22 protein-coding genes and 1 pseudogene are annotated in these 24,843 nt (G+C 55.1%); 10 read left to right on the top strand and 13 right to left on the bottom strand.

Going from position 1 to position 24,843, the window contains the following annotated elements:
- Positions 1–10 precede the first annotated feature (10 nt).
- On the top strand, positions 11–1,057 hold the full coding sequence (locus ACIF4X_RS13070) for an acyltransferase family protein (protein WP_397482438.1): 1,047 nt from the start codon (positions 11–13) through the stop codon (positions 1,055–1,057).
- 207 nt (positions 1,058–1,264) lie between these two features.
- On the top strand, positions 1,265–2,395 hold the full coding sequence (locus tag ACIF4X_RS13065; protein WP_397482437.1) for an SGNH/GDSL hydrolase family protein: 1,131 nt from the start codon (positions 1,265–1,267) through the stop codon (positions 2,393–2,395).
- 128 nt (positions 2,396–2,523) lie between these two features.
- On the opposite strand, the gene ACIF4X_RS13060 is transcribed toward ACIF4X_RS13065, so the two are convergent.
- Together ACIF4X_RS13060 and galU are read right to left on the bottom strand one after the other, a co-directional pair.
- Entirely contained in the window at positions 2,524–2,937 is a 414-nt protein-coding gene (locus ACIF4X_RS13060) for a mannose-1-phosphate guanylyltransferase (protein ID WP_397482436.1), read from the bottom strand.
- 29 nt (positions 2,938–2,966) lie between these two features.
- Complete coding sequence (galU, locus tag ACIF4X_RS13055) at positions 2,967–3,800, bottom strand: UTP--glucose-1-phosphate uridylyltransferase GalU (RefSeq protein ID WP_064117882.1); 834 nt, start codon at positions 3,798–3,800, stop codon at positions 2,967–2,969.
- A gap of 390 nt (positions 3,801–4,190) precedes the next feature.
- On the opposite strand from galU, the gene galE reads away from it, so the two are divergent.
- The 6 genes from galE (at position 4,191) to ACIF4X_RS13025 (ending at position 10,390) form a co-directional block, all read left to right on the top strand.
- Entirely contained in the window at positions 4,191–5,207 is a 1,017-nt protein-coding gene (gene galE, locus ACIF4X_RS13050) for a UDP-glucose 4-epimerase GalE (RefSeq protein WP_397482435.1), read from the top strand.
- Positions 5,208–5,437: 230 nt separating this feature from the next.
- A complete protein-coding gene (locus ACIF4X_RS13045; protein ID WP_007910552.1) occupies positions 5,438–5,674 on the top strand; it encodes a hypothetical protein in 237 nt (78 codons plus the stop codon).
- Between the two features lie 144 nt (positions 5,675–5,818).
- A complete protein-coding gene (locus ACIF4X_RS13040) occupies positions 5,819–6,880 on the top strand; it encodes a polysaccharide biosynthesis/export family protein (protein WP_397482434.1) in 1,062 nt (353 codons plus the stop codon).
- Between the two features lie 11 nt (positions 6,881–6,891).
- The gene (locus ACIF4X_RS13035) at positions 6,892–7,557 is read left to right on the top strand and encodes a YjbF family lipoprotein (protein ID WP_397482433.1); all 666 of its coding nucleotides are present in this window, start codon (positions 6,892–6,894) and stop codon (positions 7,555–7,557) included.
- Positions 7,557–8,315 carry a capsule biosynthesis GfcC family protein gene (locus ACIF4X_RS13030; protein ID WP_397482458.1) on the top strand — a complete coding sequence of 253 codons (759 nt, stop codon included), beginning with the start codon at positions 7,557–7,559 and terminating at the stop codon, positions 8,313–8,315. Before ACIF4X_RS13035 ends, ACIF4X_RS13030 begins: the two co-directional genes overlap by 1 nt.
- Complete coding sequence (locus tag ACIF4X_RS13025; protein ID WP_397482432.1) at positions 8,312–10,390, top strand: YjbH domain-containing protein; 2,079 nt, start codon at positions 8,312–8,314, stop codon at positions 10,388–10,390. Before ACIF4X_RS13030 ends, ACIF4X_RS13025 begins: the two co-directional genes overlap by 4 nt.
- Positions 10,391–11,002: 612 nt before the next feature.
- Here the strand turns inward: ACIF4X_RS13025 and ACIF4X_RS13020 are convergent.
- From ACIF4X_RS13020 to ACIF4X_RS13010, 3 genes are all read right to left on the bottom strand, one after another.
- Positions 11,003–12,397 carry an undecaprenyl-phosphate glucose phosphotransferase gene (locus ACIF4X_RS13020; protein ID WP_397482431.1) on the bottom strand — a complete coding sequence of 465 codons (1,395 nt, stop codon included), beginning with the start codon at positions 12,395–12,397 and terminating at the stop codon, positions 11,003–11,005.
- Between the two features lie 392 nt (positions 12,398–12,789).
- Entirely contained in the window at positions 12,790–13,422 is a 633-nt protein-coding gene (locus ACIF4X_RS13015) for a winged helix-turn-helix domain-containing protein (RefSeq protein WP_095114323.1), read from the bottom strand.
- Positions 13,423–13,701: 279 nt separating this feature from the next.
- Complete coding sequence (locus ACIF4X_RS13010; RefSeq protein ID WP_397482430.1) at positions 13,702–14,442, bottom strand: winged helix-turn-helix domain-containing protein; 741 nt, start codon at positions 14,440–14,442, stop codon at positions 13,702–13,704.
- 505 nt (positions 14,443–14,947) lie between these two features.
- On the opposite strand from ACIF4X_RS13010, the gene ACIF4X_RS13005 reads away from it, so the two are divergent.
- On the top strand, positions 14,948–15,781 hold the full coding sequence (locus ACIF4X_RS13005) for an undecaprenyl-diphosphate phosphatase (protein ID WP_099756770.1): 834 nt from the start codon (positions 14,948–14,950) through the stop codon (positions 15,779–15,781).
- On the opposite strand, the gene ACIF4X_RS13000 is transcribed toward ACIF4X_RS13005, so the two are convergent.
- The 6 genes and pseudogenes from ACIF4X_RS13000 to ACIF4X_RS12975 all read right to left on the bottom strand — a co-directional run bounded on the left by ACIF4X_RS13000 (position 15,782) and on the right by ACIF4X_RS12975 (position 21,037).
- Positions 15,782–16,201 carry a DUF2388 domain-containing protein gene (locus ACIF4X_RS13000; protein ID WP_397482429.1) on the bottom strand — a complete coding sequence of 140 codons (420 nt, stop codon included), beginning with the start codon at positions 16,199–16,201 and terminating at the stop codon, positions 15,782–15,784.
- 27 nt (positions 16,202–16,228) lie between these two features.
- Positions 16,229–17,215 carry a tRNA dihydrouridine(20/20a) synthase DusA gene (gene dusA / locus ACIF4X_RS12995; RefSeq protein ID WP_081265266.1) on the bottom strand — a complete coding sequence of 329 codons (987 nt, stop codon included), beginning with the start codon at positions 17,213–17,215 and terminating at the stop codon, positions 16,229–16,231.
- A 327-nt stretch (positions 17,216–17,542) separates the two neighbouring features.
- Positions 17,543–18,619 carry a DUF6161 domain-containing protein gene (locus ACIF4X_RS12990; RefSeq protein WP_397482428.1) on the bottom strand — a complete coding sequence of 359 codons (1,077 nt, stop codon included), beginning with the start codon at positions 18,617–18,619 and terminating at the stop codon, positions 17,543–17,545.
- An 88-nt stretch (positions 18,620–18,707) separates the two neighbouring features.
- Positions 18,708–19,092: pseudogene (locus tag ACIF4X_RS12985) on the bottom strand (hypothetical protein); the annotation flags it as partial.
- Between the two features lie 234 nt (positions 19,093–19,326).
- Positions 19,327–19,959: an MAE_28990/MAE_18760 family HEPN-like nuclease gene (locus tag ACIF4X_RS12980; protein ID WP_397482427.1), complete on the bottom strand. Its 633-nt coding sequence runs from the start codon at positions 19,957–19,959 to the stop codon at positions 19,327–19,329.
- A complete protein-coding gene (locus ACIF4X_RS12975; protein ID WP_397482426.1) occupies positions 19,952–21,037 on the bottom strand; it encodes a DUF262 domain-containing protein in 1,086 nt (361 codons plus the stop codon). The genes ACIF4X_RS12980 and ACIF4X_RS12975 overlap by 8 nt, the downstream gene beginning before the upstream one ends.
- A gap of 759 nt (positions 21,038–21,796) precedes the next feature.
- Between ACIF4X_RS12975 and ACIF4X_RS12970 the strand changes: the two genes are divergently transcribed.
- Positions 21,797–22,159 carry a DUF6124 family protein gene (locus ACIF4X_RS12970; protein WP_397482425.1) on the top strand — a complete coding sequence of 121 codons (363 nt, stop codon included), beginning with the start codon at positions 21,797–21,799 and terminating at the stop codon, positions 22,157–22,159.
- 87 nt (positions 22,160–22,246) lie between these two features.
- Here the strand turns inward: ACIF4X_RS12970 and ACIF4X_RS12965 are convergent, their stop codons facing one another.
- Positions 22,247–23,662, bottom strand: a complete 1,416-nt coding sequence (locus tag ACIF4X_RS12965) for an amino acid permease (RefSeq protein ID WP_397482424.1) — start codon at positions 23,660–23,662, stop codon at positions 22,247–22,249.
- A gap of 127 nt (positions 23,663–23,789) precedes the next feature.
- Positions 23,790–24,842 (bottom strand): ornithine cyclodeaminase, encoded by a 1,053-nt coding sequence (locus tag ACIF4X_RS12960; RefSeq protein ID WP_397482423.1) that lies wholly within the window; start codon positions 24,840–24,842, stop codon positions 23,790–23,792.
- Position 24,843: the final 1 nt, after the last annotated feature.

Here is a 24,843-nt window from a genome sequence, read left to right as displayed (position 1 = left end):
CAGGTGCTTTATGTCGAGCAAGAAAAAGTCCCTGGAGATTGAAACCCTGCGTGGCCTGGCGTGCCTGTTGCTGGTGCTCTATCACGTCATCGGGCCGCTGGGTGGCGGGCTGAAGATCGACATCGGCTCGCCGTTCCGGGTGCTCGCCGATTCGATGGTGTATGTGCGCATGCCGCTGTTCACGTTCATCTCCGGGTACATCTATTCGATCTACAAAATTCGTGGCAACGACTTTTCCGCGTTCTTCAGCGGCAAGGTGCGTCGTTTGATCGTGCCGCTGTTTTGCGTCGGCGTGCCGTTCTCGGTGTTGCAGGCGGTGGGACCGGGGGTGAACAAGGATGTCGGCGTGATCGACGCGTTGTTGTCGTTCTGGGTGCCGATCAATCACTTCTGGTTCCTGCAGGCGGTGTTCATTATTTTCATGTTCGTCGGGCTGCTGGAGTGGCGCGGGATGCTGCGCTCGGCGACGCGGTTGTATGGGTTGTTTGCGTTTGCGGCTCTGTTGTTTCTGTTGCCGCCGTTCAAGTTCGATGCGTTTGGGATTAACGGCGCGATTTATCTGTTGCCGTTTTTCGTGGCGGGGATGATTGGCCAGGAGAACGTCGACGCGTTGAAGCAGCGGTTGAAGGTGATCGGGCCGTTGGTGTTTGTGTTGATCTCGCTGACGTTGCTGTATGTGGCGGCGATTGATCGTGAGTTGATCGTCGATCGCCGCAGTCTGATCGGGTTGACCGTGGGGTGCGTGTCTTGCATCGCGTTGCTGTCGAGTGATGTGCGCTCGAAGGCGCTGACCTGGTTGGGCGGTTATTCCTATGCGATTTTCCTGTTCCATGTGCTGTTCGCCGCGACGTCGCGGGTTGTACTCGGCCGGTTGGGAGTGAAGGATGAAAGCCTGCTGGTGCTGGGTGGCTTGAGCTTTGGTTTGTTGGGGCCAGTGGTGTTGTCGATGGTTTTCAGCCGGTTCAATTTCACTTCGGTGTTGTTCCTTGGCGAGCGGGCGGCGAAGAAGAAACCGTTGGTGCCCGTCACTCCGGTGGTGCAAACCCAAAGCAGCTAAAAGCTTCGCGAGCAGGCTCGCTCCCACAGTGGATATAGAGATCCCCTGTAGGAGCTGCGGCACGCTGCGATCTTTTGATCTTTAGAAGCAACAGCAAAAGATCGCAGCGTGCCGCAGCTCCTACAGGGGGATTTGTGTACGTCGCAGAACCACTGTGGGAGCGAGCTTGCTCGCGAAGGGGCCATTCCAGACTGAAGGAAATTTTGCATGTTGGCAGTAGATGACGCTCAACCCGTCGCGGCGTCGGTGGTTCAGGTGGGCGATGCCCGTGAGCGTTTTGCGCAGTGGCGTGAAGGCAAGGCCGGCAAGGTGCTGTCGGTCTCGGTGATCGGCGACAGCTACAGCGCCGGGCAGGATTTCTACCTGAACAAACTGGTGCAACGCGTGGCCGGGGAGGTGGGTTTTGCCGGGCCGGGTTACGTCGGTTTCAACCACGGCGCGGCGTTGGGCGGCACGCATTTCAAATACACCCGCAGCAGTGACAAGTACTTCGGCGGCGACTGGAAGGTTTCAGACCTGGGCCAGGCGAGCCCGGACAGTCGCACGGTAACAGGCCGGCCCGGCGCATGGTTGCAAGTGGATGCGAGTCCGACGCCGCGCATCGATACCGCTGTCACTCAGGCGAAATTGCTTTACCTGGGTAACGGCGAATCCAGCGAGCTCCGCTACCGCTGGTCTCCCGCGCAAGACTGGCAACCGTTGAAGCTTGAGGGTTCGGGCGTTCAGGAAGTGCCACTGACAGGCCTCTCGGCAGCGAAAGACTGGTCCTTCAAACTGGAAGTGGTGAAGGGCGCGCCGACGTTGTTCGGGCTGTGGATGAGCAACGATCAGAGCGGCGTGCGGATCTCGAAACTGGCGGCATCGGGGGCGGCCTCCGCAGATTTTTATCACAAGGATCCGCAGTGGCAGGTGCAGTGGAAGGCCGCTGTGTCGAAGATTCCCGCTGACGTTTACCTGATCATGCTCGGTGGCAATGATCAGGGTTTTGGCGTGAAGCCTGCGCAGTATCTGCAGAACGTTCAGGGGCTGGTGGGGATGCTGCGTGAGATTCAACCGCAGGCGAGCATCAACCTGATCATGCGTCAGGACACCACACGCTCCAGCGCCTATCCGATGTCGGCGTACGCGCAGGTGCTTGAACCGTGGGCGCGCGAGCAGCATCTGGGGTATGCCAACCTGCAATGCGCGTTCGGCCCCGATGTTAAGCGCTACGCGGCGGCGATGATCGGCCCGGACAAGATTCATCCGGTGCCGGCCACGGGCGGGAAGGTGATTGCTGATTACTTCTATGGATGGATTACCGGCGCCAAGGACCGCTGCGATGCCTCCACGAAATAACGCGCAAACCCCGGCGCGATGATCGTTCCCACGTTCCGCGTGGGAATGCATCCTGTGACGCTCTGCGTCACTCAGCGAAGGGACGCGGAGCGTCCCGGGCGGCATTCCCACGCGGAGCGTGGGAACGATCAGGCGTCCGGTGTGAAACTGTCGACCTGGCTCAACAACTCTGCAATCTTCTGCGGCATCAATCGCGTATCGCATCGAGTCTCAACGTTGATGATGATCGCCGGGTCGTTACAGCAAATCCGCACGCGGAAGCGCCAGTCGCTGAAGATCACTTTCAGCCCGTCACTGTCATCCATCTCCAACGCCTGCTCGCCATACAGCTTTTTCAAATGCGCGAGCAGCGGATACGGATCGCGCAGCGGCCGGCGAATATCGCCGGACGCCGGAAATACGCCGATCCGCTCCACCAGCAGAATCGTGCCCAGCCAGGACTCGTTGGCGCTGGGCAACGGCTGATGGCGTGACAGCCAGCTCATCACCCCGAGGTTACCCACCTCGCGTTCAATCTCTACGGAATGTTGTGCAATGTTCATGGTGGCCTCGTTGGGTGGGGGGAGCCGTCTCAGCGGCCCTTGAGATAAACGTTTTCGTAGCAGAAATTGGTGGCCTGCAAATAACCCTCGGCATCACCGCAGTCAAAGCGCAGGCCTTTGAACTTGTAGGCCAGCACGCAACCGTTCTGCGCCTGTTTCATCAGTGCGTCGGTGATCTGGATTTCGCCGCCCTTGCCCGGCTGGGTGTCGGCGATCAGGTCGAAAATGTCCGGGGTGAGGATGTAGCGGCCGATGATCGCCAGGTTCGACGGCGCGTCTTGCGGCGCCGGTTTTTCCACCATGTTGTTGACCCGGTAAATGCCGTCGGACATCAGTTCGCCGGCAATCACGCCGTACTTGTGTGTCTGGTCGGCCGGGACCTCCTGGATGGCGACGATCGAGCAGCGGAATTTCTTGTACAGCTGAATCATCTGCGTGAGCACGCCGTCACCTTCCAGGTTCAGGCACAGGTCATCGGCCAGCACCACGGCGAAGGGTTCGTCGCCGATCAGCGGACGACCGCTGAGAATCGCGTGGCCCAGACCTTTCATTTCCACCTGACGGGTGTAGGAGAAGGTGCAGGTATCGATCAGCTCGCGGGTGCCGGCGAGAAATTTCTCTTTCTCGGTGCCACGGATCTGGTGTTCGAGTTCGTAGCTGATGTCGAAATGGTCTTCCAGCGCACGCTTGCCACGACCGGTGACGATGGCCATGTGTTGCAGGCCGGCGTCCCGCGCTTCCTCTACGGCGTACTCGATCAACGGCTTGTTGACGATCGGCAGCATCTCTTTCGGCATGGCTTTGGTGGCCGGCAAGAAACGCGTGCCATAGCCGGCAGCGGGGAACAAACATTTACGAATCATAAAAGTATCCTGGACAGTCATGGAACACAGGCGAAGGATGCGCGCACTAATAAAGGGCGTGTAAGTTTCAATGTTGGATTGAAGGCTTACTTTAATACCTGAGTCAGGTTGTTAATGGCAATTAGTTAGGCCGGTAAAACATGACAATGTTATGAGATGTCGGCGAATGCTTTATAGTTATTTTTAGTCGGTATCTGTTGATAGTGATGAGTGCACAGGGAGTGCTAATAAGTAGCGGGCAATACAGTGTGACCTGCAAAAATATTTATTGCCAGTCATTGAACTAGTTTTGTTTTCGGTTGTTGTCGCCTGTTTGTGTGGAGTGTGACACATCTTCAACGAATCAGGCTTGACACGCTACTTGTCACTCATCCAAAGACGGATAGCACTATGAAGATTCTGGTAACGGGTGGCGCCGGCTATATCGGTTCGCACACCACACTTGCTCTACTTGAAGCAGGTTATGAAGTTGTCGTACTGGATAACCTTTGTAACAGCAGCGAAGCCGCGTTGCACGCCGTTGAGGGCATTTGCGGCAAGAGTGCCTGGATGATTCGCGGCGATGTCTGTGACCGGGCACTGCTCGACCGGATTTTCCGCGAGCACAACATCGAGGCGGTGCTGCATTTTGCCGGCCTGAAAGCGGTCGGCGAGAGCGTGCGCAAACCGCTCGAGTACTACGAAACCAACGTCAGCGGCAGCATTAATCTGTGCCAGGCGATGGCGGCGGCGGGGGTGTTCCGGCTCGTGTTCAGTTCGTCGGCCACGGTGTATGGCGAGCCTGAACAGATGCCGATCCGCGAGGATTTCCCTACCGGCAATCCGACCAATCCCTATGGCCAGTCCAAGCTGATCGTCGAGAATGTCCTGCGAGACCTCAGCCAGGCCGAGCCGCGCTGGAGCATCGCCTTGCTGCGCTACTTCAATCCGATCGGCGCCCACCATAGCGGCCACATGGGCGAAGACCCCAACGGCATCCCGAATAATCTGGTGCCGTACATCAGTCAGGTGGCGGTCGGCAGCCTGCAAGAGCTGTCGATTTTCGGTAATGACTACCCGACGGTCGACGGCACTGGCGTGCGCGATTACATCCACGTCGTCGATCTGGCGGACGGCCATTTGAAGGCGTTGCAGTCGATCTCCGGACGCACCGGCATTCATACCTGGAACCTTGGTACGGGCGATGGCTACAGCGTGCTGCAAGTGCTCCACGCCTTCGAACAGGCCTGCGGGCAACCGGTGCCGTATCGGATGATGCCGCGCCGCTCCGGGGATATTGCCGAGAGTTGGGCCGACGCCTCCAAGGCTGCACAAGAGCTGGGCTGGAAAGCCACACGCAACTTGCAGGACATGGTCACCGACACTTGGCGCTGGCAATCAAATCACCCCAAAGGCTACTTGGGATGATGGCCATTTAGTCCAATGTTATTTTCAGTCAGCTTGTTAGATAACGTCGGGAAATTACACTGGCAATGCCTTTTGCAAGTCCGTAGATATAAACCTGCCGTTCGACTTTTATCAGTTGGGTAAGACTGTGAAAGAACGACGGATCTTGTTCGCGCTTTTTGCGGACTTGAACTCACCACCGCTAACTCAGGCCGGTTTTTTAACAGGTCGAATGTTAGAAAGGAGTTGATATGAAAAAAGTGATGGCAGTTGCCCTGTTGACGATGTTGAGCAACTGGGCTGCCGCCGCTGAAGCACCGCTGACAGCGGTAACCAATGTAGGTGGCAACGTGGCGGCTTCTCAAGCGCCCGCAGCCAGTACTGCAATGGTTGCCAGTGCTGTAGCGGCGTCTAACAGCGGTGGCAGTGCCAACGGCGGTACCACCGGTACGACGGGTACCACCGGTACCACCGGCACGCATAACTAACAGGAAGTTCTGTTAGTGCAGTACAAGGTCGCCCGACGTAAGTCGGGTGACTTTGTTTTTGGATTCGCCCTTGAATAGCGTAGTGCCATTATGACTCGTAGTGTTTATCTTTTAATGTTGGCAAGTCTCGCTTTGCAAGGTTGCATGTTTTCCCCCGGTCAATACCTCAGCACCGGCAGCATCACCCGCCAGGGCGCCAGCGAAAGCAGCCGGGTCGAGCTGATTCCGATCACGCCCAAGCTGATTGCCATGAACCGCGCCACGCAAAAGCGTGAGTCGCTACCGCCGGAGCTGCTGGCGACCCCGGCCGAATACCGCATCGGCAACAACGATGTTCTGTACATCACGGTGTGGGATCACCCTGAGCTGACGGCCCCGTCCGGCGCGCAACAACAGATCGATGCCAACGGCCGACTGGTGCGTTCCGACGGCACGCTGTATTACCCGTTCATCAAGGAAGTCCAGGCCACCGGCCGGACCATCCAGCAACTGCGCTCGGACATTGAACAGCGGCTGTCGGCGTTCATCGCCGAGCCGCAAGTCGATGTCGCGGTGTTGCGTTTCGCCAGCCAGAAAGTCGTGGTCACCGGCGCGGTGGCCAAGGCCGGCCCGCAAGCGATTTCCACCAATCCACTGAGCGTGGTCGAAGCCCTCGGTTCGGCCGGTATCGATACCAACAACGCCGATTTGTCCGGGCTGTTGCTGACCCGCAACGGCCGCACTTATCCGCTCAACCTCGACTCGCTCAATCAGCAGGATGCCGAGTTGCAGAACGTCTACCTCAAGGGCGGCGATCAGCTGTATCTGCCGTACAACGACAACAAGCGCATTTACGTGATGGGCGAGGTCAATCAGCCGCGCGCGTTGAGTTTCAAGACCGCGACGATGAACCTCACCGACGTGCTCGGTTCGGTCGGCGGCTTGAGCCAGACCACTTCCAACGGCAACGCGGTGTACGTCATTCGTGGCGTGGAAAACCTCGATGTCGAGCCGGCGAAGATCTACCAGTTGGAAGCTGAATCGCCGACTGCCATGGCGCTCGCGTCGCACTTCGAAGTCCGCCCGCAGGACGTGGTGTACGTCGGGCCTGCCAACGTGACTCGCTGGAATCGCTTGATCAGCCAGTTGGTGCCGTCGGCATCAATTGTCGGCACTGGCGCTTCCGCTGCGAAGAACTGGAGCGAATACAGTAACAACAGCAAATAAGGCCGCCGACTTTGAATATTTTGAAAGTTGGCCTGTGCCTGATGGCGGCCTCGTTGCTGTGCGGCTGTAACCCGCTGATGAGCGCTTCGTTGAACAACCTTAAAGCGGCAGTCGTTGGCCCGGATGAAGTCGACGTGTCGGCGGCTGAAGTGGCCGGGGTCAATTACCCGCAACTGAAACTGACCACGCCGTCCGGTTCCGGGGTGCTGGCGCTGGTGCGCGAACGCGAAGACCTGCAGTTCTGGGTCGCCTCGGGCAAACAGGTTCTGCTGCTGCGCAATGGCCTCGCCGTTCGCAGTATCGGTCTCGGTCTGGAAGGCGATCTGGATGGCACGCGGCTGGCCGATGACTCGCCGTTCAAACAAGGCCTGCATCACGTCGCGGACGGTTTCACCACGCGGCGCTGGATCGACCTCTACAAGGGCCAGGAAGTCGGGGTGATCGTCAATAGCCGCTTCTCGCGCCGCTCGGAACAGACCCTGCAGATTCTCGACAAGGAATACACCGTGCTGCGTGTCGATGAGCAGATTGACGCCCCGGCCATCGGCCTGAGCGCGACCAATCGTTACTGGGTCGACCCGCGTGACGGGTTCATCTTGCAGAGCGAGCAACAACTGACGTCGCAGTTGCGCGTCAAGTTTGTGCAACTGACCCCTGATCGCAGGCACCTGCCGTGATGCGCCTGAAAATGTTGTCGGCGGGCCTGATGCTGGTCGCGAGTGTGAGTCAGGCGGCCGTCACCGTGTCGGGCGATGTCGCCCATCCCGGGCCGGTCGCGTTGCCAGCCAATGGGCGTTTGCTCGATGTGATCAGCGAAGCGGTGCCGAATGCCGAAGGCTACTGGCTGGCGGGCGGCTTGCTGCGGCAGTCGCTGATTGAGGAGCAGACGCGGCTCAAGGTCGGTGTGCTGTTTGATCTCGATGTACTGCAGCGCATGTCGATGCTGTTCGACCGGCCGAGTCGGGCGGCGCTGGCGCGGCGTATTGCCGAAGAAGTGCGGCAGATGCCGGTGACCGGACGGCAGATTGCCGATCTCGATCCGGTCGCGTTGGAGGTTGGCTTCGCGCGCAACATTCGCCTCGACGACGGTGATCGTCTGGTTTATCCGAAACGCGTCGACGAAGTGCAAGTGTTGGGCGCGGTCGCCGAGCCGTGCCACTTGCCGTATCAGCCGTTGCAGGAGGCCCGCGAGTACTTGCAAGGCTGTTCGATCCTGAGCGATGCCGAAGCCGATTACCTGTGGCTGATCCAGCCCAACGGCGCTTCGCAACGTGTCGGCATCGCCCACTGGAATCGCGAGTCCGGACACTTTCCCGTGGCCGGCAGCAAGATTCTGGTGCCGTTGAAAAATGATGATCTTGATCCGCCTATCCCTGAGCTGAATCAGCAGTTGGCTGAATTTATTGCCACACAGCTGGCCGAGGTGGTTCGTTGAAGTTACGTTTTGCAGCTGTGTTGTTATTGCCGTGTGGTTTGGCTCTTGCAGAGCCGCGCATTACCCAGAATGACTTCGGTGGCACCGGTCTGTTGCAGACGCCGACCGCGCGCATGGCCCCGGCCGGCGAGTTGAGCGTCAACGCCAACCGCACTGATCCGTACAGTCGCTACAGCGTGTCGTTGCAGCCGCTGGACTGGCTCGAAGGCTCGTTTCGCTACACCGCGATCACCAACCGGCCGTACGGCTCGGAGGCCCTCAGCGGCAGTCAAAGCTATAAGGACAAGGCGGTCGACGTCAAAGTCCGGCTGTGGCAAGAGAGTCACTGGCTGCCCGACGTGGCGCTGGGCTTCCGAGACGTCGGCGGTACGGGTTTGTTCTCCAGTGAGTTTTTCGTCGCCAACAAGCGCTACGACAACTTCGATTTCAGCGCCGGGATTGCCTGGGGTTACCTCGGTAACCGTGGCGATATCGACAACCCGTTGGGCTACGTCAGCGATCGCTTCGATACCCGCCCGGCCCTCGAAGGCACCGGTGACGTCAACTCGGGTTCGTACTTTCGTGGTCGGCCGTCGTTCTTCGGTGGCGTGAGCTATCAGACGCCTTGGGATCGCCTCAGCCTGAAACTCGAATTCGAAGGTAACGACTACAAGCACGAGCCGAAGGACAACGAGATCAAACAGGACTCGCCGATCAACCTCGGCGCGGTGTTCAAAGTCACCGATTCGGTCGACGTCAGCGCGGCGTGGGAGCGCGGTAATACGGCAATGTTCGGCGTGACCTTCCACACCAATTTTGTCAGCCGCAAGGCACCGGCGAAGACTTACGATCCGACCCCGGAACCGCTGCCGGCGAAGGCACCGACCACGGCGATGGATCAGGTCAACTGGGCCAACGTCTCGCAGCGTTTGCAGCAGAATGCCGGCTACAAGGTCGAGCGCATCGTGCAGCGCGATTCCGAGCTGATCGTCTATGGCGAGCAGCAGCGTTACTTCCATTCGTCCAAGGCTGTGGGCCGGGCGAGCCGGATTCTCGACAATAGCGTCAACGACGACATCGACTGGTTCACCGTGGTCAACAAGCGCTACGACTTGCCGTTGGAAGAAACCAGTTTGCCGCGCCAGACCTTCCGCGAGGTGATCAACAACGAAGAGCCACTTGCATCGCTGCACCGCACCACCGAGATCAACCCGGCGATGCCGCACAACGAGAAGACCCTCTACACCGAAGCGCCGCAGCATTTCAGTTATGGCGTGGGGCTGGGCTTCAAGCAGAACGTCGGCGGTCCGGATGGCTTGCTCTATCAATTGAGTGCTGATGCCGACGCCGAATACCGCTTCAATCGCAACACCTGGTGGAGCGGCTTGCTCAGTGCCAACCTGGCCAACAACTTCGACAAATTCAGCTACGACGCGCCGAGCGGTCTGCCGCGTGTGCGCACGGATTTGCGTCAGTACCTGACCACGTCCAACACCACCATGCCGTTGTTCCAGGTCAGCCATGCCGAGCAACTGGATAAAGACTGGTATGGCATGGTGTATGGCGGTTATCTGGAGTCGATGTTTGCCGGTGTCGGCGGTGAAGTGTTGTTCCGCCCGACCGGTGAGCGCTGGTCGGTGGGGGCGGATCTGAACTGGGTGCGTCAGCGTGATTTCGATCAGGGTTTTGCCTTGCGTGATTATTCGGTGGTGACCGGGCATGTCACGGCGTATACCGATTTGCCGTTCGATACGCTGGCAGCTGTCAGTGTCGGGCGTTATCTGGCCGGGGATTGGGGCGGCACGCTGGACATCTCGCGCGAGTTTTTCAACGGTGTGCGCTTTGGTGCATGGGCGACGATCACCACGGCGGGCAGCGCGGAGTATGGCGAAGGTAGTTTCGACAAAGGCATCTACCTGTCGATCCCGTTCGACGAAATGATGAGCATGTCGACCATGCGCCGCGCCAACCTGGTCTGGGCCCCGCTGACCCGTGACGGTGGTGCGCGACTGAGCCGCAGCTATCAGCTGCACTCGATGACCGATAGCCGGGAAGGGGACATGTTTTATCGGAATTTCGAGAAGATCACCGAGTAAGCGCGGATCTCCGAAGCACCTCTGAAACCTGTGGGAGCGAGCTTGCTCGCGAAGGCGTCAGCACAGCCAGCATCATTGTTGCCTGACCCTCCGCTTTCGCGAGCAAGCTCGCTCCCACATTGGCTATTTGTCACACCACAAATCCCGAACCATTCCCGAATCCCTGTGGGAGCTGGCTTGCCAGCGATGAGGCCGGTACTTGCAACATTGATGTTGCCTGACCCACCGCTATCGCTGGCAAGCCAGCTCCCACAGTTATGTGTCTAGCCATAAGGCCTGAGCCAAGCACAAATCCCCTGTGGGAGCTGGCTTGCCAGCGATGAGGCCGGCACTTGCAACCTTGATGTTGCCTGACCCGCCGCCATCGCTGGCAAGCCAGTTCCCACAGGTTACGTGTCTAGCCACAAGGCTTGAGCCAACCACAAATCCCTGTGGGAGCGAGCCTGCTCGCGAAGGCGTCGGCACAGTTAGCATCCCCGTTACCTGACCCACCGCTTTCGCGAGCAGGCTCGCTCCCACAGTTTTTGCATCCATCCAAGATCCGATTCCATCCCCAAATCCCACGCACAAAAAAGGGGACTTTCGTCCCCTTGCGGTATGCAGCTTCAAACCTCAGTAAATATCCTTCGACAGCAACGTAAACGGCGTCTTCACCAGGATCTTCAGGTCCAGCCACAACGACCAGCTGTTGATGTATTGCAGGTCAATCTCGACACGCTTCTGCATCTTGTCGAGGGTGTCCGTCTCACCGCGGCAGCCGCTGATCTGAGCCAGACCGGTGATCCCCGGTTTAATCCGGTGACGCGCCATGTACGCGAGGATTTTCCCCGAGTAGTAGTTGTTGTGCGCGACGGCGTGCGGGCGAGGGCCGACCAGAGCCATGTGCCCCTGAAGCACGTTGAACAGTTGCGGCAACTCATCCAGCGAAGTGCGGCGGATAAAGCGCCCGACCGGGGTAATGCGCGAGTCGTTACGGCTGGCCTGCTTCACGTCACGGTCATCGTGAACACGCATCGAGCGGAACTTCCAGACCTTGATCACCTTGCCGTTCCAGCCATGACGATCCTGCTTGAAGAACACCGGGCCGGGCGAGTTGATCTTCACCGCCAACGCAATGATCAGCAGTATCGGACTCAGCGCAATGATCGCCAGAAACGCCACGGTTTTCTCGACCAGACTCTTGCTCAAAGCAGCAGTAGGGCGGCTGGTCAGCGGGCTCTCGTTCAAGTAGATCGCCGGCAAGCCGTCCACAACCCTCACCGAGTGATTGAGCAGGGTCAGACTGTTCAAGTCCGGCACCCACACCACATCAACGTTGGCTCCTAGCAAGTCACCATAAATCGCCTCGATTTTCGCGGCCTCACACAGCGGCAGGGTGATGTACAAGCGACGGATGTCATGCGCTTCGATCAGCTCCAGCAATTGTTCCTGATCGCCGACAACGCGCGGTGCATCCGAACCCAGAGCAGACACATCGCCATTGCTGACCAGACCTACCAACGGCAGATTTTCCAGTTGGCTGAGCTTCTTCGCCAAGCCCAGCGCCAGTTCGCCGGTGCCGACGATCAGCGTCTTGTGTTCGCTTTTACGCGAACGCTGGTAGTACTTGGAAAACGCATGCAGCGGAGCGTAAAGAAACGCCTGACCGAGGAAGCCATACACCGCCCAGCTCAGAATCACCTGCCGCGAAAACAGCTCATCGGCCTGGCAGACAAAAGCGATGCACGCCAGCGCCGCCATGGTCATCGACCAACCCATAAACAGTCGACCAAGACCGGTCAGGTAATTGTCACGCTTGCGATACACACCGCTAAACGTATAAGCCGGCACCGACGCCAGTACCGCCAGCGTTGCACACATACGGTAGTAAAACGCGACCGTCCCGGTGTGCTGCTCGGCGAGTATGAACAGCAGCGTCACCACAAAGCCCTGTGCCAGCGCCCATTGGCCCCAAAAGGTCAGTCCCTTGAGGCCTGTGCTTCGATTGATACTTAAAGAAAGATCCATACGGTATCCCCAAAAGACGTCCATTCAGGTTTCAACAGTTGAAAACCGAGTTGTTATGCAGACTTATTGTTTTTGTTCTAACGAGTGTCCTGAGGTAACAACATCGATATGCCGAACTGTCGTCAGTCAATAGACTAAGTTATTGCCGGGAATGGTGTCTGACGAGTTCTAACAAGATGGCACAGTGCCAACTTTTTTAATAATTAAATATAAGAGTGTTAGAAAAGGTCGCAGAGGAAGGGGTGAATAAATGATGTTGTATTTGTTACTGTTGGAGGGGTGGAGGCAGGGAGTGTTCAAATCAAGGAGGAAGATGAAACCAAACAGAGTGCTCTTGTTGTTTTTGTAATCGCACTTTTATCTGTTTGTTCTGTTCGTGGAGATTTTCGTGGTTATGCGACGATTTCCTGAATCAGGCAATAACCGCGATTTCTGACGGCACGAAACAGTCGTTCGCCATGACTGGCGCTTTTGAATTTGTCTTGCAGGCGACTCAGGCACATTTCCAGGCCGCGATATTGTTCCGGCTCTCGGCCGATGCTGAGAATCAGCTCATCACGACTGACAACACGCTCTTCATGGCTGAGCATTTTCCTGACCAATGCTGTTTCCAGGCCTGTCAGGCTGATTTCGACACCTTCTTTGACCAGTGCGCCCTGATCAGGGTCGAGATGCCAGGTTTCATTGCCGGGCATATCACCTTCAACGGCAGGCGGCATGTTGCGGGTTTCCCCGGTAATGGCCGGGACATTCTGGAAAGGATTAGCCGATTGCGCTGCGCGCCATTCGGACTCGAGCGTGGCCAATATCCGCTGAGTATCATGTTCAATACTGCGCGGAGCATTTTTGCGACTGATGCCTGGATATGTGAACTCCATCACCATTGGAGCGGAAGAGGGCGAATCAACCCCTTCAAACGAATTGAAACGTTCACTGGACAGCATGCTCTCCAGTTCGCGTTGCGACGTTGTACTGTGAGTCACGACAACAAAATATTTCCTTGGGAGGGTTGTACTAGTTTCCATGTCTCTCTCCTAAATACACACCAAAATTGGCTAAAAGATAAATCGGCAGGCGAGCAATGACTTCCTCGGAAGTAATCGATAGGCAGGGTCTGGGCCCAAGATTGGCCCTCGATAAATTCCACTCGATCTGCTGCTATGTTATGGAGTTTTATTGTTATGGGGCGTGTTGTCGCGCTCATTCAATTGCTTGATTTGAAACAGGCGTGAAGCAGAACGGGAGCTATATGGTTGCATCAGACGATCCTTCGTACGTATGCAAAAGGGAAGGCTGCCCGAGAGTCAGGCAGTCGATATCAGACCCCGCAGCAGGCGATAGCCATAGCCGCGAATGCTCTGAATCGCGTTTGTACCATACATGTCCTTGATTTTTCCACGCAAGCGACTGATTGATTTTTCCAGCGCTCGAGGGTCGTAGAAATTGCTGTTGAGGCCCATGATGCTGGCGATTTCATCATGGCTCAGGATGTGATTACTGGTTTGCGCGAAGGCTTCGAGGATCTTCATTTCGGCAAACGAGATATCGAGTTTCTTGCTGGTGCCCATCAGGCAGATACGGGTCGGGTCAAGCGTCAGATCGATATCGCGTTGCCATTCTTCACTGTTGAAGAACTCGCCCAGCAACTCCGCGCCATCGTCGGAAAGGGTATTGAGCTTGATACAAACATCCGCGCCAGCCAGATAATATTTGATCTTGTTGAAGGCGCCGCGACCGGTGATGACCGCGCAAATGATCGGCTTCAAGTTGTCGCTGCGCAGGTTTTCGACCAGCGCCAGATTGTCTTCGAGGGCCTGGGGGCTGTCGATCACCAGGAAGATGGCTCGATACGAACCAGACTGTTCATTCAACTGATATGAACTAGTGTACGCATCGGCTTCGAGCGCCATATCACTGCGTAAATGCTGGGCGACTAGCGCTTTGAAATGTTCAGCCACGCCACGGGTACGACCCAGAGTAAGAACACCAGGTTCGTCGTTTGTCGGGCGCGGACTTCTAGTCGCTAAGTTCCCTGAGAGCATCATGCATTGACTCGAATTAAGTGCTGACATCGGGATGTTAAAGCACCGGTTCTCATCTGTGACTGACAATTGGTAACATTTGCGCGGATTTTAGACTTGTCTCGCGAGTTTTCTAACAATAATTCAGCTTTTCAAGCTTTTAGTTGATTTTCTCGGAGGGGTGAACTACTGCTTAGATGGTGGCGATATGCAATGGTGCCACTATTTTGAGGTGAATGCGATAGCTTTGTCTATGTCCAATTGCCACTGTCTGGCCATCTCGGAATAATGTGATATTGATCACACTTTATTGGCAGAGCAACTTTTTTCTGCAAGAAGGCCTAAATATTTTCTGCGTAGTTCGTCAGCCGACGATTACTAACATGGCTTGAGTGTGTCTTTTAATAAGACGTAATCTTCGTGGCTGCTGAACTTTTGCGTTTATGTATGTCAATGGTCTCACTGCAGATACTCAACCCCTGAGTGTTATTACCCGGTCGCTCATCAAGAGCGCTCTGACGGAGGATTAATGGATTTCTGGACCCTTTTCCAGGTGTTGATATTAGGTGCGGTAGAAGGCCTGACCGAGTTCTTGCCGATCTCGAGTACCGGCCACCAGATCATCGTCGCCGACTTGCTGGAATTCGGCGGCGAACGCGCCATGGCGTTCAACATCATTATTCAACTGGGTGCCATTCTTGCCGTCGTCTGGGAGTTTCGACCGAAGATCTTCGACATCATCAAAGGCCTGCCCACCGAACGTAATGCCCAACGGTTCACCCTCAACTTGCTGATCGCCTTTCTCCCCGCCGTGGTCTTGGGTGTATTGTTCGCCGATGCCATCCACGAATACCTGTTCAACCCGATCACCGTCGCCGTGGCACTGGTCGTCGGCGGCATCATCATGCTGTGGGCCGAACAGCGCAGCCATGTGATCAGCGTCGAACACGTCGACGACATGCGCTGGTCCCACGCACTGAAAGTCGGATTCGTACAATGCCTGGCGATGATTCCCGGCACCTCACGCTCCGGCTCGACCATCATCGGCGGCCTGCTCTTCGGCCTGTCGCGCAAAGCCGCCACCGAGTTCTCGTTCTTCCTCGCCATGCCGACCATGGTCGGCGCCGCCGTGTACTCCGGCTACAAATACCGCGACCTGTTCCAGCCCAACGACCTGCCAGTCTTCGCCCTCGGCTTCGTCACCGCGTTTATCTTCGCGATGATCGCCGTACGCGGCCTGCTCAAGTTTATTGCCAACCACAGCTACGCCGCGTTCGCCTGGTATCGGATCGCGTTTGGTTTGTTGATTCTGGCAACGTGGCTCTTTGGCTGGGTCAACTGGACCGCCGCTGCGGCCGCCTGATCACTGAGCGCTGATCAACGCCGCAACGGCGAGATCGTTTAACGCTGAATCCGGCGACTCCTGGCGGTAGCGCTGCAAGGCTGATGTGAAATACGCGGCCTGCAGCATGCCGTCGCTGGCGAGATAGAGTCGCGCGTCTTCCTGTTCTTCAGCAGAGTAAACACGCTTGTGACTGTCGGTCGTTTCCTGGCTAGACGAAATAGGCGCGAGGATTAAAGACACCAAGGTGAAGCCGGAAAACTGCGTCACCTCCCACGGCGTATCGGTCCGGCCCATACAAAAGCCATCACAGTGCGCATAAACGTCGGAAGTGAAGCTGAACAAGGCGAGGAGGGTGAAACGCTTGAAAGCAGAAAAACTAAATGCGGGCATAAACAAAAGACATCCTGTCAGTACAACAAAACAGCGGGCAACGCTCATGCGTCGCCCGCACACTCAAACCTTCAATCAACGACCTTCAAGCAACTCAGCCGCCTGATCCAGCAACGCCAGCGGATCCTTGGCCTTGTGAATATCCACCGACAACAACTGACGGAATTTCCGCGCCCCCGGGAATCCCGTGCCCAGGCCCAACACATGCCGCGTGATGTGATGCATCGCACCACCGGCCAGCAAATGCTCGGCTATATAAGGACGCAACTGCGCCAACGCCTCCGCCCGACTGATCACCGGCGCCGAACTGCCAAACAACTGCTGATCCACCTCCGCCAGCAAATACGGATTGTGATAAGCCTCACGCCCCAGCATCACACCGTCAAAGGTCTGCAAATGCTCATGGCAAGCCTCCATCGTCTTGATCCCGCCATTCAGCACAATCTCCAACGCCGGAAAATCCGCCTTCAGCTGCGCCGCCACGTCATAGCGCAACGGCGGAATGTCACGATTCTCCTTCGGCGACAACCCCTCCAGAATCGCAATCCGCGCATGCACGGTAAAACTGGTGCACCCGGCATCGCGGACGGTGCCGACGAAATCACACAGCTCCGCGTAACTGTCCCGACCGTTGATGCCGATGCGGTGCTTTACCGTCACTGGAATCGACACAGCGTCTTGCATCGCCTTCACACAATCCGCCACCAGTTGCGGATGACCCATCAGGCAGGCACCGATCATGTTGTTCTGCACACGATCGCTTGGGCAGCCGACGTTTAGGTTTACCTCGTCGTAGCCGTGTTCCTGGGCCATGCGGGCGCAGGCGGCCAGATCCAGCGGAACGCTACCGCCTAATTGCAACGCGAGAGGGTGCTCGGCTTCGTTGTGACGGAGGAAACGTTCGTGATCGCCGTTTAGAAGCGCACCGGTGGTGACCATTTCGGTGTAGAGCAGGGCATTCTTCGATAGGAGGCGTAGGAAGAAACGGCAATGGCGGTCCGTCCAATCCATCATCGGGGCGACGGAGAAGCGGCGGGAGAGTGGGGCGGGTTGTAGAGGCATTGGGGGAATCTGGATCAGAGGGGCGAAGGTGAGGGAGTTTATCAGGATTGGGATAGGACGGAGGCTTACGCGTCTTTACCACGTGCTCTTGCTCGCAGTTGAAGCGAAACAAATCGACTGAATATTGTGGTCTGGCCCCTGATTTCGTGGCCCCTGATTTCGCCCCTGATTTCTGCTTTGGAGCACCTTTTTTGCAGCTACTGGCAAAATTGGATGATCAGCAAAGGAAAGATATATTGAGGACAATTGAGGCACTCGTACAGTCATCGAATTAAAACGCTTCGACGAACCCTGTCCGATAATCAGGGTTCGTAGTTTGTGGGCTGGTTAGGCTTTTTTCTGAAGCATCGCCTCGATAATTCGAATGTACTCTGGTGAGGTAGAGTCATCCGTTAGACTGTTACTCGAAGGCCGAAATAAAGTTGTGTAAAACAACATCCGGATTTCTGCAGCCTGCTCGGCCTTCGTGCTATCTATAGCTATGTATGTCTTAATCATGGTAGATCTTTCCAGTGCTTCAATTTCCAGTGCTAGATTTGTCATCATGAGTTTTACCAGTATTCTGATGAGCCAAATCATGGCTGTAGTACAGATCACCAAGAGTGCAATACTGAATTTTTCAGCAGGTAAAGTCACAGGTATGCCAAGGATAGAGTAAGTTTCTCCATTCTTATAAACTGACAAGGTCAAAAATACGATAGTTGCTATGAAGGCAATCGCCGAGACGATAACGCCGCGCCGGTATGAGCGAGCTTTGTTGCGGTGCTTTTCCTCCCGATCCTCCCAATACTTAACCGGTTCGGCTGAGAGGATTGCGTTGGTCGCGGAGGTTACGGTATTTGCAATTTCATTAGTAGCCACGTCGAGCTTTTGAAATAGATGGTCTGAAACGTCTTTTTTTGTTGTCTCAACGAATTTTTCAATTGAGTTCTTTGATTCTGACAATGAATTTACAAATTTTTCATGCTCAGTGAAAAATGATGCCTTGAAGTTCTCGTCGAGGGCTGTTAATTCAGACTTGTATTTGCCCGTGTATAAAGCGCTTTGCTGGCTGAGTAAAGTTTTAAATATGTAAAGTCCAGCGTAGAATTGCCCTCGTTGTGCAAATTCTTTAATGGCGTCTGCATGAGGTTTCTCATCATGAAGCGGTAGTGAGTTGCTACTGTGAAATTGATACAGGTTGGTTAGGTCTGTAGAGTCGTGAATCAAAGCATCGAGTGTTGTTAGATAGCGTTGTATAAGATCGCGGAGGTGCATTTCTCCACTATGTTGCTTGGCAGTATTAAAAATCTGCTCCCAGTATCCCCTTTCGTTTTTGAACCATGTGTGTTGGTCTTCTTCATTCAAATCTTTGATGTGGCTTAGCCGATCTGCATGCTTCACACCGAAGTTTTCTATTTGCATTTCCGTTGCCTGTCAGTTTGGGTGGCGCAATGATATCAAGGTTTTGGATTGATCGACTTGGAGCATGTCAGGAGGCTCTTAAACGTCCCTACTGACCGTCTAAAGCCCGTTTCGCTGTTCTTTCTTTCGCATACAACCACCGCAATCGTTTCGGTTTGTTCTGGTCGCCCGCTGTCACCGTTTTCTTCTTACCAGATTTTTGGTCGCGGTAGTACGCGATGACCCCAGTGAATTCACCTTTATTCTCTTCTGCCAGATACTCAACCGTATCCTCCGGCAACTTGCTTTCCAGGTCCAGGCCGAACCTCCTGTTTCTTGGCGCGATTCACATCGTAGGAGTAGGCACGTACGCCGTCGTAGCTATCACGGTCGGCTTGCAGTTACCGGTGGTTGCCATCGGCGCGGGTGAGGGTAATGTGGGGTAGCTCGGCGCCGCTGGTGGTCTTGCCCCCGGCCGGAAGGCACAGCAGGCAACGAAAAAAGTGACGGATTTCTTTATAGGTATGGGTCTTGGCAGTAAATAAATTCGTCCCCCTTTGGTATTAGTTCGATAATGTCGTGAGGCTTTCTATTTTTTGAAGATTTGATTTGTATTTGTGAATGATGTGACGTATGAGTTGATGGTGGGAGTCCATTAGCGGCTCTCAATCAGAATGAAAAAAGGGGCATGTATCTGTCCCCTTTTTATTTGTTCTTTGAAAAGTTAATTATGCCTTGAGTTTGTATGATTCTGACTCGGCTGCTTCAATTAAGCATAATGCGAGATCGTGCATGACTAGGAGTGCAGCGCTTTCATACTCGGAGTACTCTTGTATGTCCTTTATTATCATTTTTTGGCCGTGCGCGATGTCGTTTCGTCTAGAAACCAAGGTTTTTATTTGTGTTGCATATTTATCGATATATGTGGGGCGGACGCCTAAGGTGTAAGCGTTTTCCCTGTAGAGGTTTGGCCATAAGTTGGAGTCTGTATCTAATTTCTCTTCAAAGGTTGCAACTGTGTTCTGCAGTTCTGAGAATTTTTTGTGTCCAAATTCCCATAAGTCTTTATCGCTGAGAGCGCCTCTTAGAGTTTTGAAGCTCTTTCGTAAAGAAAGCGCAGCCATATCGCTGCAAAGTTGTGAGCGTGGGACTTCTTTTTTTTCTAGTTCGTCAAGATATGAGTCCCAAGCAAACTTGCAGAAACCCTCGTAGTGTGAGTAGAGAATTGCCCATGCACCTCGGAGTAGGGCACTTTCACGAACCGTTTTTCGCTCGGATGAAAGTATGGCTGCTTTGAATGAAGCAAGCTCGCCCTCTCTCCAGTTAAGATCCAACTCTAATGTGTCGGATAAACTAGGCACGGTGCGCCTCTCCAATTACACGTTCAATTGCTGAAATTCGACCTTCTAGCTTTTCTTTTGAGTTTGCGCCAGGCCCTGTGTTACTTCGGAATTCTTCAGTTTGAACTGTCTGGACTACACAAAGACGAACAGTGTCTGGGTTGATCTCAGGATTAGCTTTAAGTGCGCGCCAAACCCCTATGCTAACTGCTTCATAGTAAGCGGGCGCCAATGCTCCAACTGGACTCTCACCACGATATTTTACGAAGGCACCAGGTCCTAATGAGTTTGCGAGATATTCAAATAAATTGGATAGCTCCTTTATTTCCTCATCAAAATTAAACTTTATTTCTTCTAGAAGTACCTGCTCCATGTAGGTGTCCAGCCAATCTCGTACACTGCCTTTGAATGTGTGGGAGGAGTTTTTGGTGGCGAAAAATCTTAGTACTAGCTCCTCATCTCCCTTTTTGTCATAGTCGGATTGGGAAAGTGTTTCAGTGCATGCTTTGAATTGAGGGAGATTTGCACAGTCTTTCAGGAAGCTGTAGAAATTATCCCCCATTGTTCCAATCATGCGCGCAGAGCAGTTTCTAATTTCCTGCGGAGCGAGTATGGCACCACCCGTGTTCAAACGTTTGAACATTTCATATTTTAAGAAAGGTTTGCTTTGCCGTTTTATCATGATTGTTCTTACGGATGAGCGCTTTATTCTTAATCTAACTGTTAGTGGTAGGTCGGAGAAGGATTTACCATTTAGCTCCTTTATTAAATCGCATCCGGTTAGTACAAGCGCCTCCATAGATAGCTTATCGGGTTCCATGAATTGGATGACGCTGCTGACTCTCTGTAGTCCATCAATTAATTCAAGTATTCCGTTTTCATTTTCAATGACAAAAATTTGGGGTACAGGAAGTTCTAATATTATGGATTCAATTAATCTTGACTTTTGGTCGTCGGACCAGCGAAATAGTCGTTGATAGTCTGGGTGGATTATTAATTCTTTGCTAGAGTGCAGGTTGACTATCTCGCCGAAGCTTAAATCTAGAGATTCCGTTCTAACTTCGCCGATGCTTTGGTCGATTACTTCTACAATATCCATATATTAAATCTCGGTAAAATTTAAAGATTGTTAATCAGACTTAGTTCTTGAGTGGTTTTTTTTGCAATCGAAACGCCATTACTCGTGCCTTCTGACTTTCGGTGTTCTCCGGGCTGCTGTCAATCGGAAGATGGTGCGGGAACTGAATTCTTCGCCCTGATCAGTAGGCGAGCGCGGTGGTGGCGTACTAGAAAAATACACCACGAAAAATGCCGAAAAGGCGTCTGCTCCATTCATTGAGGATGAACGGAAATCCGAGGGCGGTTTCTTGCTTCGAATTTTCAGTGGGTGAGTAACTTTCTCTCCTTACGTGCTCTCAATCCTTCGCCGGTTTGAGTGAGGCGCGCAGTAGATTCGCTAATTCGTCAACCAGCTCTTTTCTGGGCTTGTTTTAAACATAAAAACCCACTTGTTTAATTTATCATTGTCGCAGTCATCCAAGACCTACATCGCCTTGCGCCCCCCCCTACACCTAAGACAGAATCCCCCGGCTTGTGCGTCTAGCCCGCAGGTTCTATCGTCTCCACATCACTGAAAACCAGTGATCGGGTTTGGTAGCCCGCTTCGTGTCTAGATGCATAGCATCACCAAATTCAGTCGCTTTCCCAGGACTTGGATTTCATGGTGGTCATGCGTGGGGCCCATTCGTGGGCGCCGGGTTCTAGTGCGACCGGTCTACCAACCCGCGTATGGCCGCCACCCATCGTTTGGTAGCGTGGGTGATGGCTCCTTTTAGTAATCGCGCTAGAGGTTCCATCTATGTTCAAAGTAACGCCCAACCCACCAGAAACCGATCCCGCATCCCCCTACGATTCCCTCAACCCCAAAAAACTCCACGAAGCCGCCGAGCGCGCTCTCGATCACTACCTCCTTCCCGCCGACCACATCATGTCCAGCGTCAACGAGCCCGAGCGCATGTACCTCGCCAATCCAAAGTACGACTCGGAATCCCTATTGGCCAATGCCAGTGAAACGCTGAGTTCCGCCTCGGAAATGCTCAACAACTTCGCTGCAGCACTCGACCCCTCACACCGCAAAACCGCGCTGGGTATTGCGCAGGTCGTGATGTTGGGGGAGTTGGCGGTGAATCAGGCGTTGGATAACGTTGAGGTGAAGGCGTGAAGCCTGTCCCGCCATGGGCAGGTGAAATGCTCGTTCACTGATAACAAAAAAGCCGTCACCTTAAGGTGACGGCTTTCTCTCGCAGATCTAGCCAAACTGACTAGCCGACTCAACCGCAGATTTCGGCTTCCTCAACCGCGTCAACTGGTAAGCAATCGCCAACCAGACAAACCACCCTGGCATCACCATCAGCGCAATCCGCGTGTCAGGCCGCAACGCCAGCAACCCCAGCACAAACCCCAAAAACGCTAACGAGAACCAAGCCATCGGCACTCCGCCGGGCATTTTGTAAGCCGACTTCGCATGCAGTTCCGGACGTTTTTTGCGGTAGGCGATGTAAGACGCAAGGATGGTCGACCAGGTGAAGATCACCAGAATCGCCGACACGGTGGAGACGATGGTGAATGCGGTCATGACTTCCGGCACGATGAACAGCACCAGCACGCCGACCAGCATCAACAGCGTGGTAAACGCCAGGCTCAGCAGCGGCACGCTGTTGGTCGACAGTCGGCGGAATAGGCTGGGGGCGTTGTCCTGATTGGCCAGTCCGAACAGCATGCGGCTCGATGAGAACACGCCGCTGTTGGCCGATGAGGCCGCTGAGGTCAGGACCACGAAGTTGACGATACCGGCCGCTGCGGGGAAACCGGCGACGAGGAACAGTTCGACAAAGGGGCTTTTGACGGGGGAGACCTGCTGCCACGAGGTCACGGCGATAATGCAGGTCAATGCCAGCACGTAGAACAGGATGATCCGCAGCGGAATCGAGTTGATCGCTTTGGGCAGGGTCTTCTCTGGCGATCGGGTTTCGGCGGCGGCGGTGCCGATCAGTTCGGTGCCGGCGAAGGAGAAGATCGCCATTTGAAATCCGGCGAAGAAGCCGAACAAGCCGTTGGGGAACGCTGCCTGTTTGTCCACCAGATGACTCAGGGACGCGGTGACGCCACTGGGCGAGACGAAGGAGCTGGCAATCAGCACGGTGCTGACGCCGATCAGGGTCACGACGGCAATGATCTTGATGATCGCGAACCAGAATTCCACCTCACCGAACAGCCTGACGGTCAGCACGTTGAGGGCGAACAGGGTTGCGAGCATGCCGACGGCGGGTATCCACGCCGGTACGTCGGGGAACCAGTACTGGAAAAATCCGCCGACCACGACGGCATCGCCGATCACCGCCACGCTCCAGCTCAGCCAGTACGACCAGCCGAGGAAGAACGCCGCGCGCGGGCCGAGGTAGGCACCGGCGAAGTCGGCGAAGGTTTTGAAGTTGAGGTTAGGCAGGAGCATTTCGCCCATGGCGCGCATGACGAAAAACACGAACAGGCCGATGATCATGTAGATGAGGATGATCGACGTCCCGGAGAGGGCGATGATCTTCCCGGAGCCCATGAACAGGCCGGTTCCGATGGCACCGCCCATGGCCATTAACTGGATGTGACGATTGCTGAGCGTGCGCTGCAGCGCGGGCTGTTCAAGCAGCCCGGAAGGGGTCGATTTCATTGCAAAACCTCTTGATTTTATGTTTTTGAGTTTTGGCAGAAAGTAGGTGTCGAGCGTTCTTGTTGGAGGTGCAGCGGCTGATCACAAGGTGATTCGCCCCCTGTGGCTTGGGGGCGGTCATTACCGATCAACTGACGGTGCGCAGACGCGAGGTTTTGGCCGGTTGCGGATCGAGCAATTGGAAGAGGTTTTTGATGTTGGCCGGCGTCGGCACCAGGTGGATGCGCTGGCCGATTTGTTGTGCCTGCGCCAGGTCTTTCAGGTAGCGCAGTGAGGAAAAGTCTTCCAGAGCAAAACCCACCGAATCGAACACCGTCACCTGCGCATCGTTTTCGCGTCCGGCGACTTCGCCCTGCACAATGCGGAAAAACTCGATCACCGGGGAATCGGCTGCCAGTTGCTGAATGTCGCCCTCAATGCGCGTTTGCGGCTCGAACTCGACGATGACCCGGGCGTTGCGCAGGATGTCGGCGTGCAGCTCGGTTTTACCCGGGCAGTCACCGCCGACCGCATTGATGTGCATGCCGGGCTCGATCATTTCCGGCGTCAGAATGGTTGCGTAGGCTTTGTCGGCGGTGACCGTGGTGACGATGTCCGCGCCCTTGACCGCTTCCTTCACCGAGCTGGCCAGAATCACGTCGATGTCCGGGAACGCCGCGAGGTTGTGCTTCAACTTGAGTGAAGCGTCGCGATCGATATCGAAGATACGGATTTCGTTGATGCCCAACATTTCATGAAAGGCCAGCGCCTGAAATTCACTTTGCGCACCGTTGCCGATCAGGGCCATCGAGGTCGAATCCGGACGAGCCAGCGATTTCGCCACCAGCGCGGAGGTTGCGGCGGTGCGTACGGCGGTGGTCAGGGTCAGCTCGCTGAGCAGCGTCGGATAGCCACTCTGCACATCCGCCAGCAGACCGAAGGCCATGACCGTGAGCAAATTCTGCTGGCCGTTGTTCGGGTGACCATTCACGTATTTGAACGAGTACTGCTGGCCGTCGTCGGTGGGCATCAATTCGATCACGCCGTCTGTCGAGTGATTGGCCGTACGCGGCGATTTATCAAACTGCGCCCAGCGTGCGTAGTCCGCTTCGATGTAGCCGGCCATTTCGCGGATGGCGCGGCGGATACCGACTTGGGTGAACAGGCGTGCAGCATCATCGACATCAATAAAAAGCGTCATG

The sequence above is a fragment of the Pseudomonas sp. NPDC085632 genome (genome assembly GCF_044541255.1).
Taxonomy (GTDB): Bacteria; Pseudomonadota; Gammaproteobacteria; order Pseudomonadales; family Pseudomonadaceae; genus Aquipseudomonas.
The sequence above is the reverse complement of the archived record's forward strand: the minus strand, read 5'-3'. Positions and strand labels throughout refer to the sequence as shown.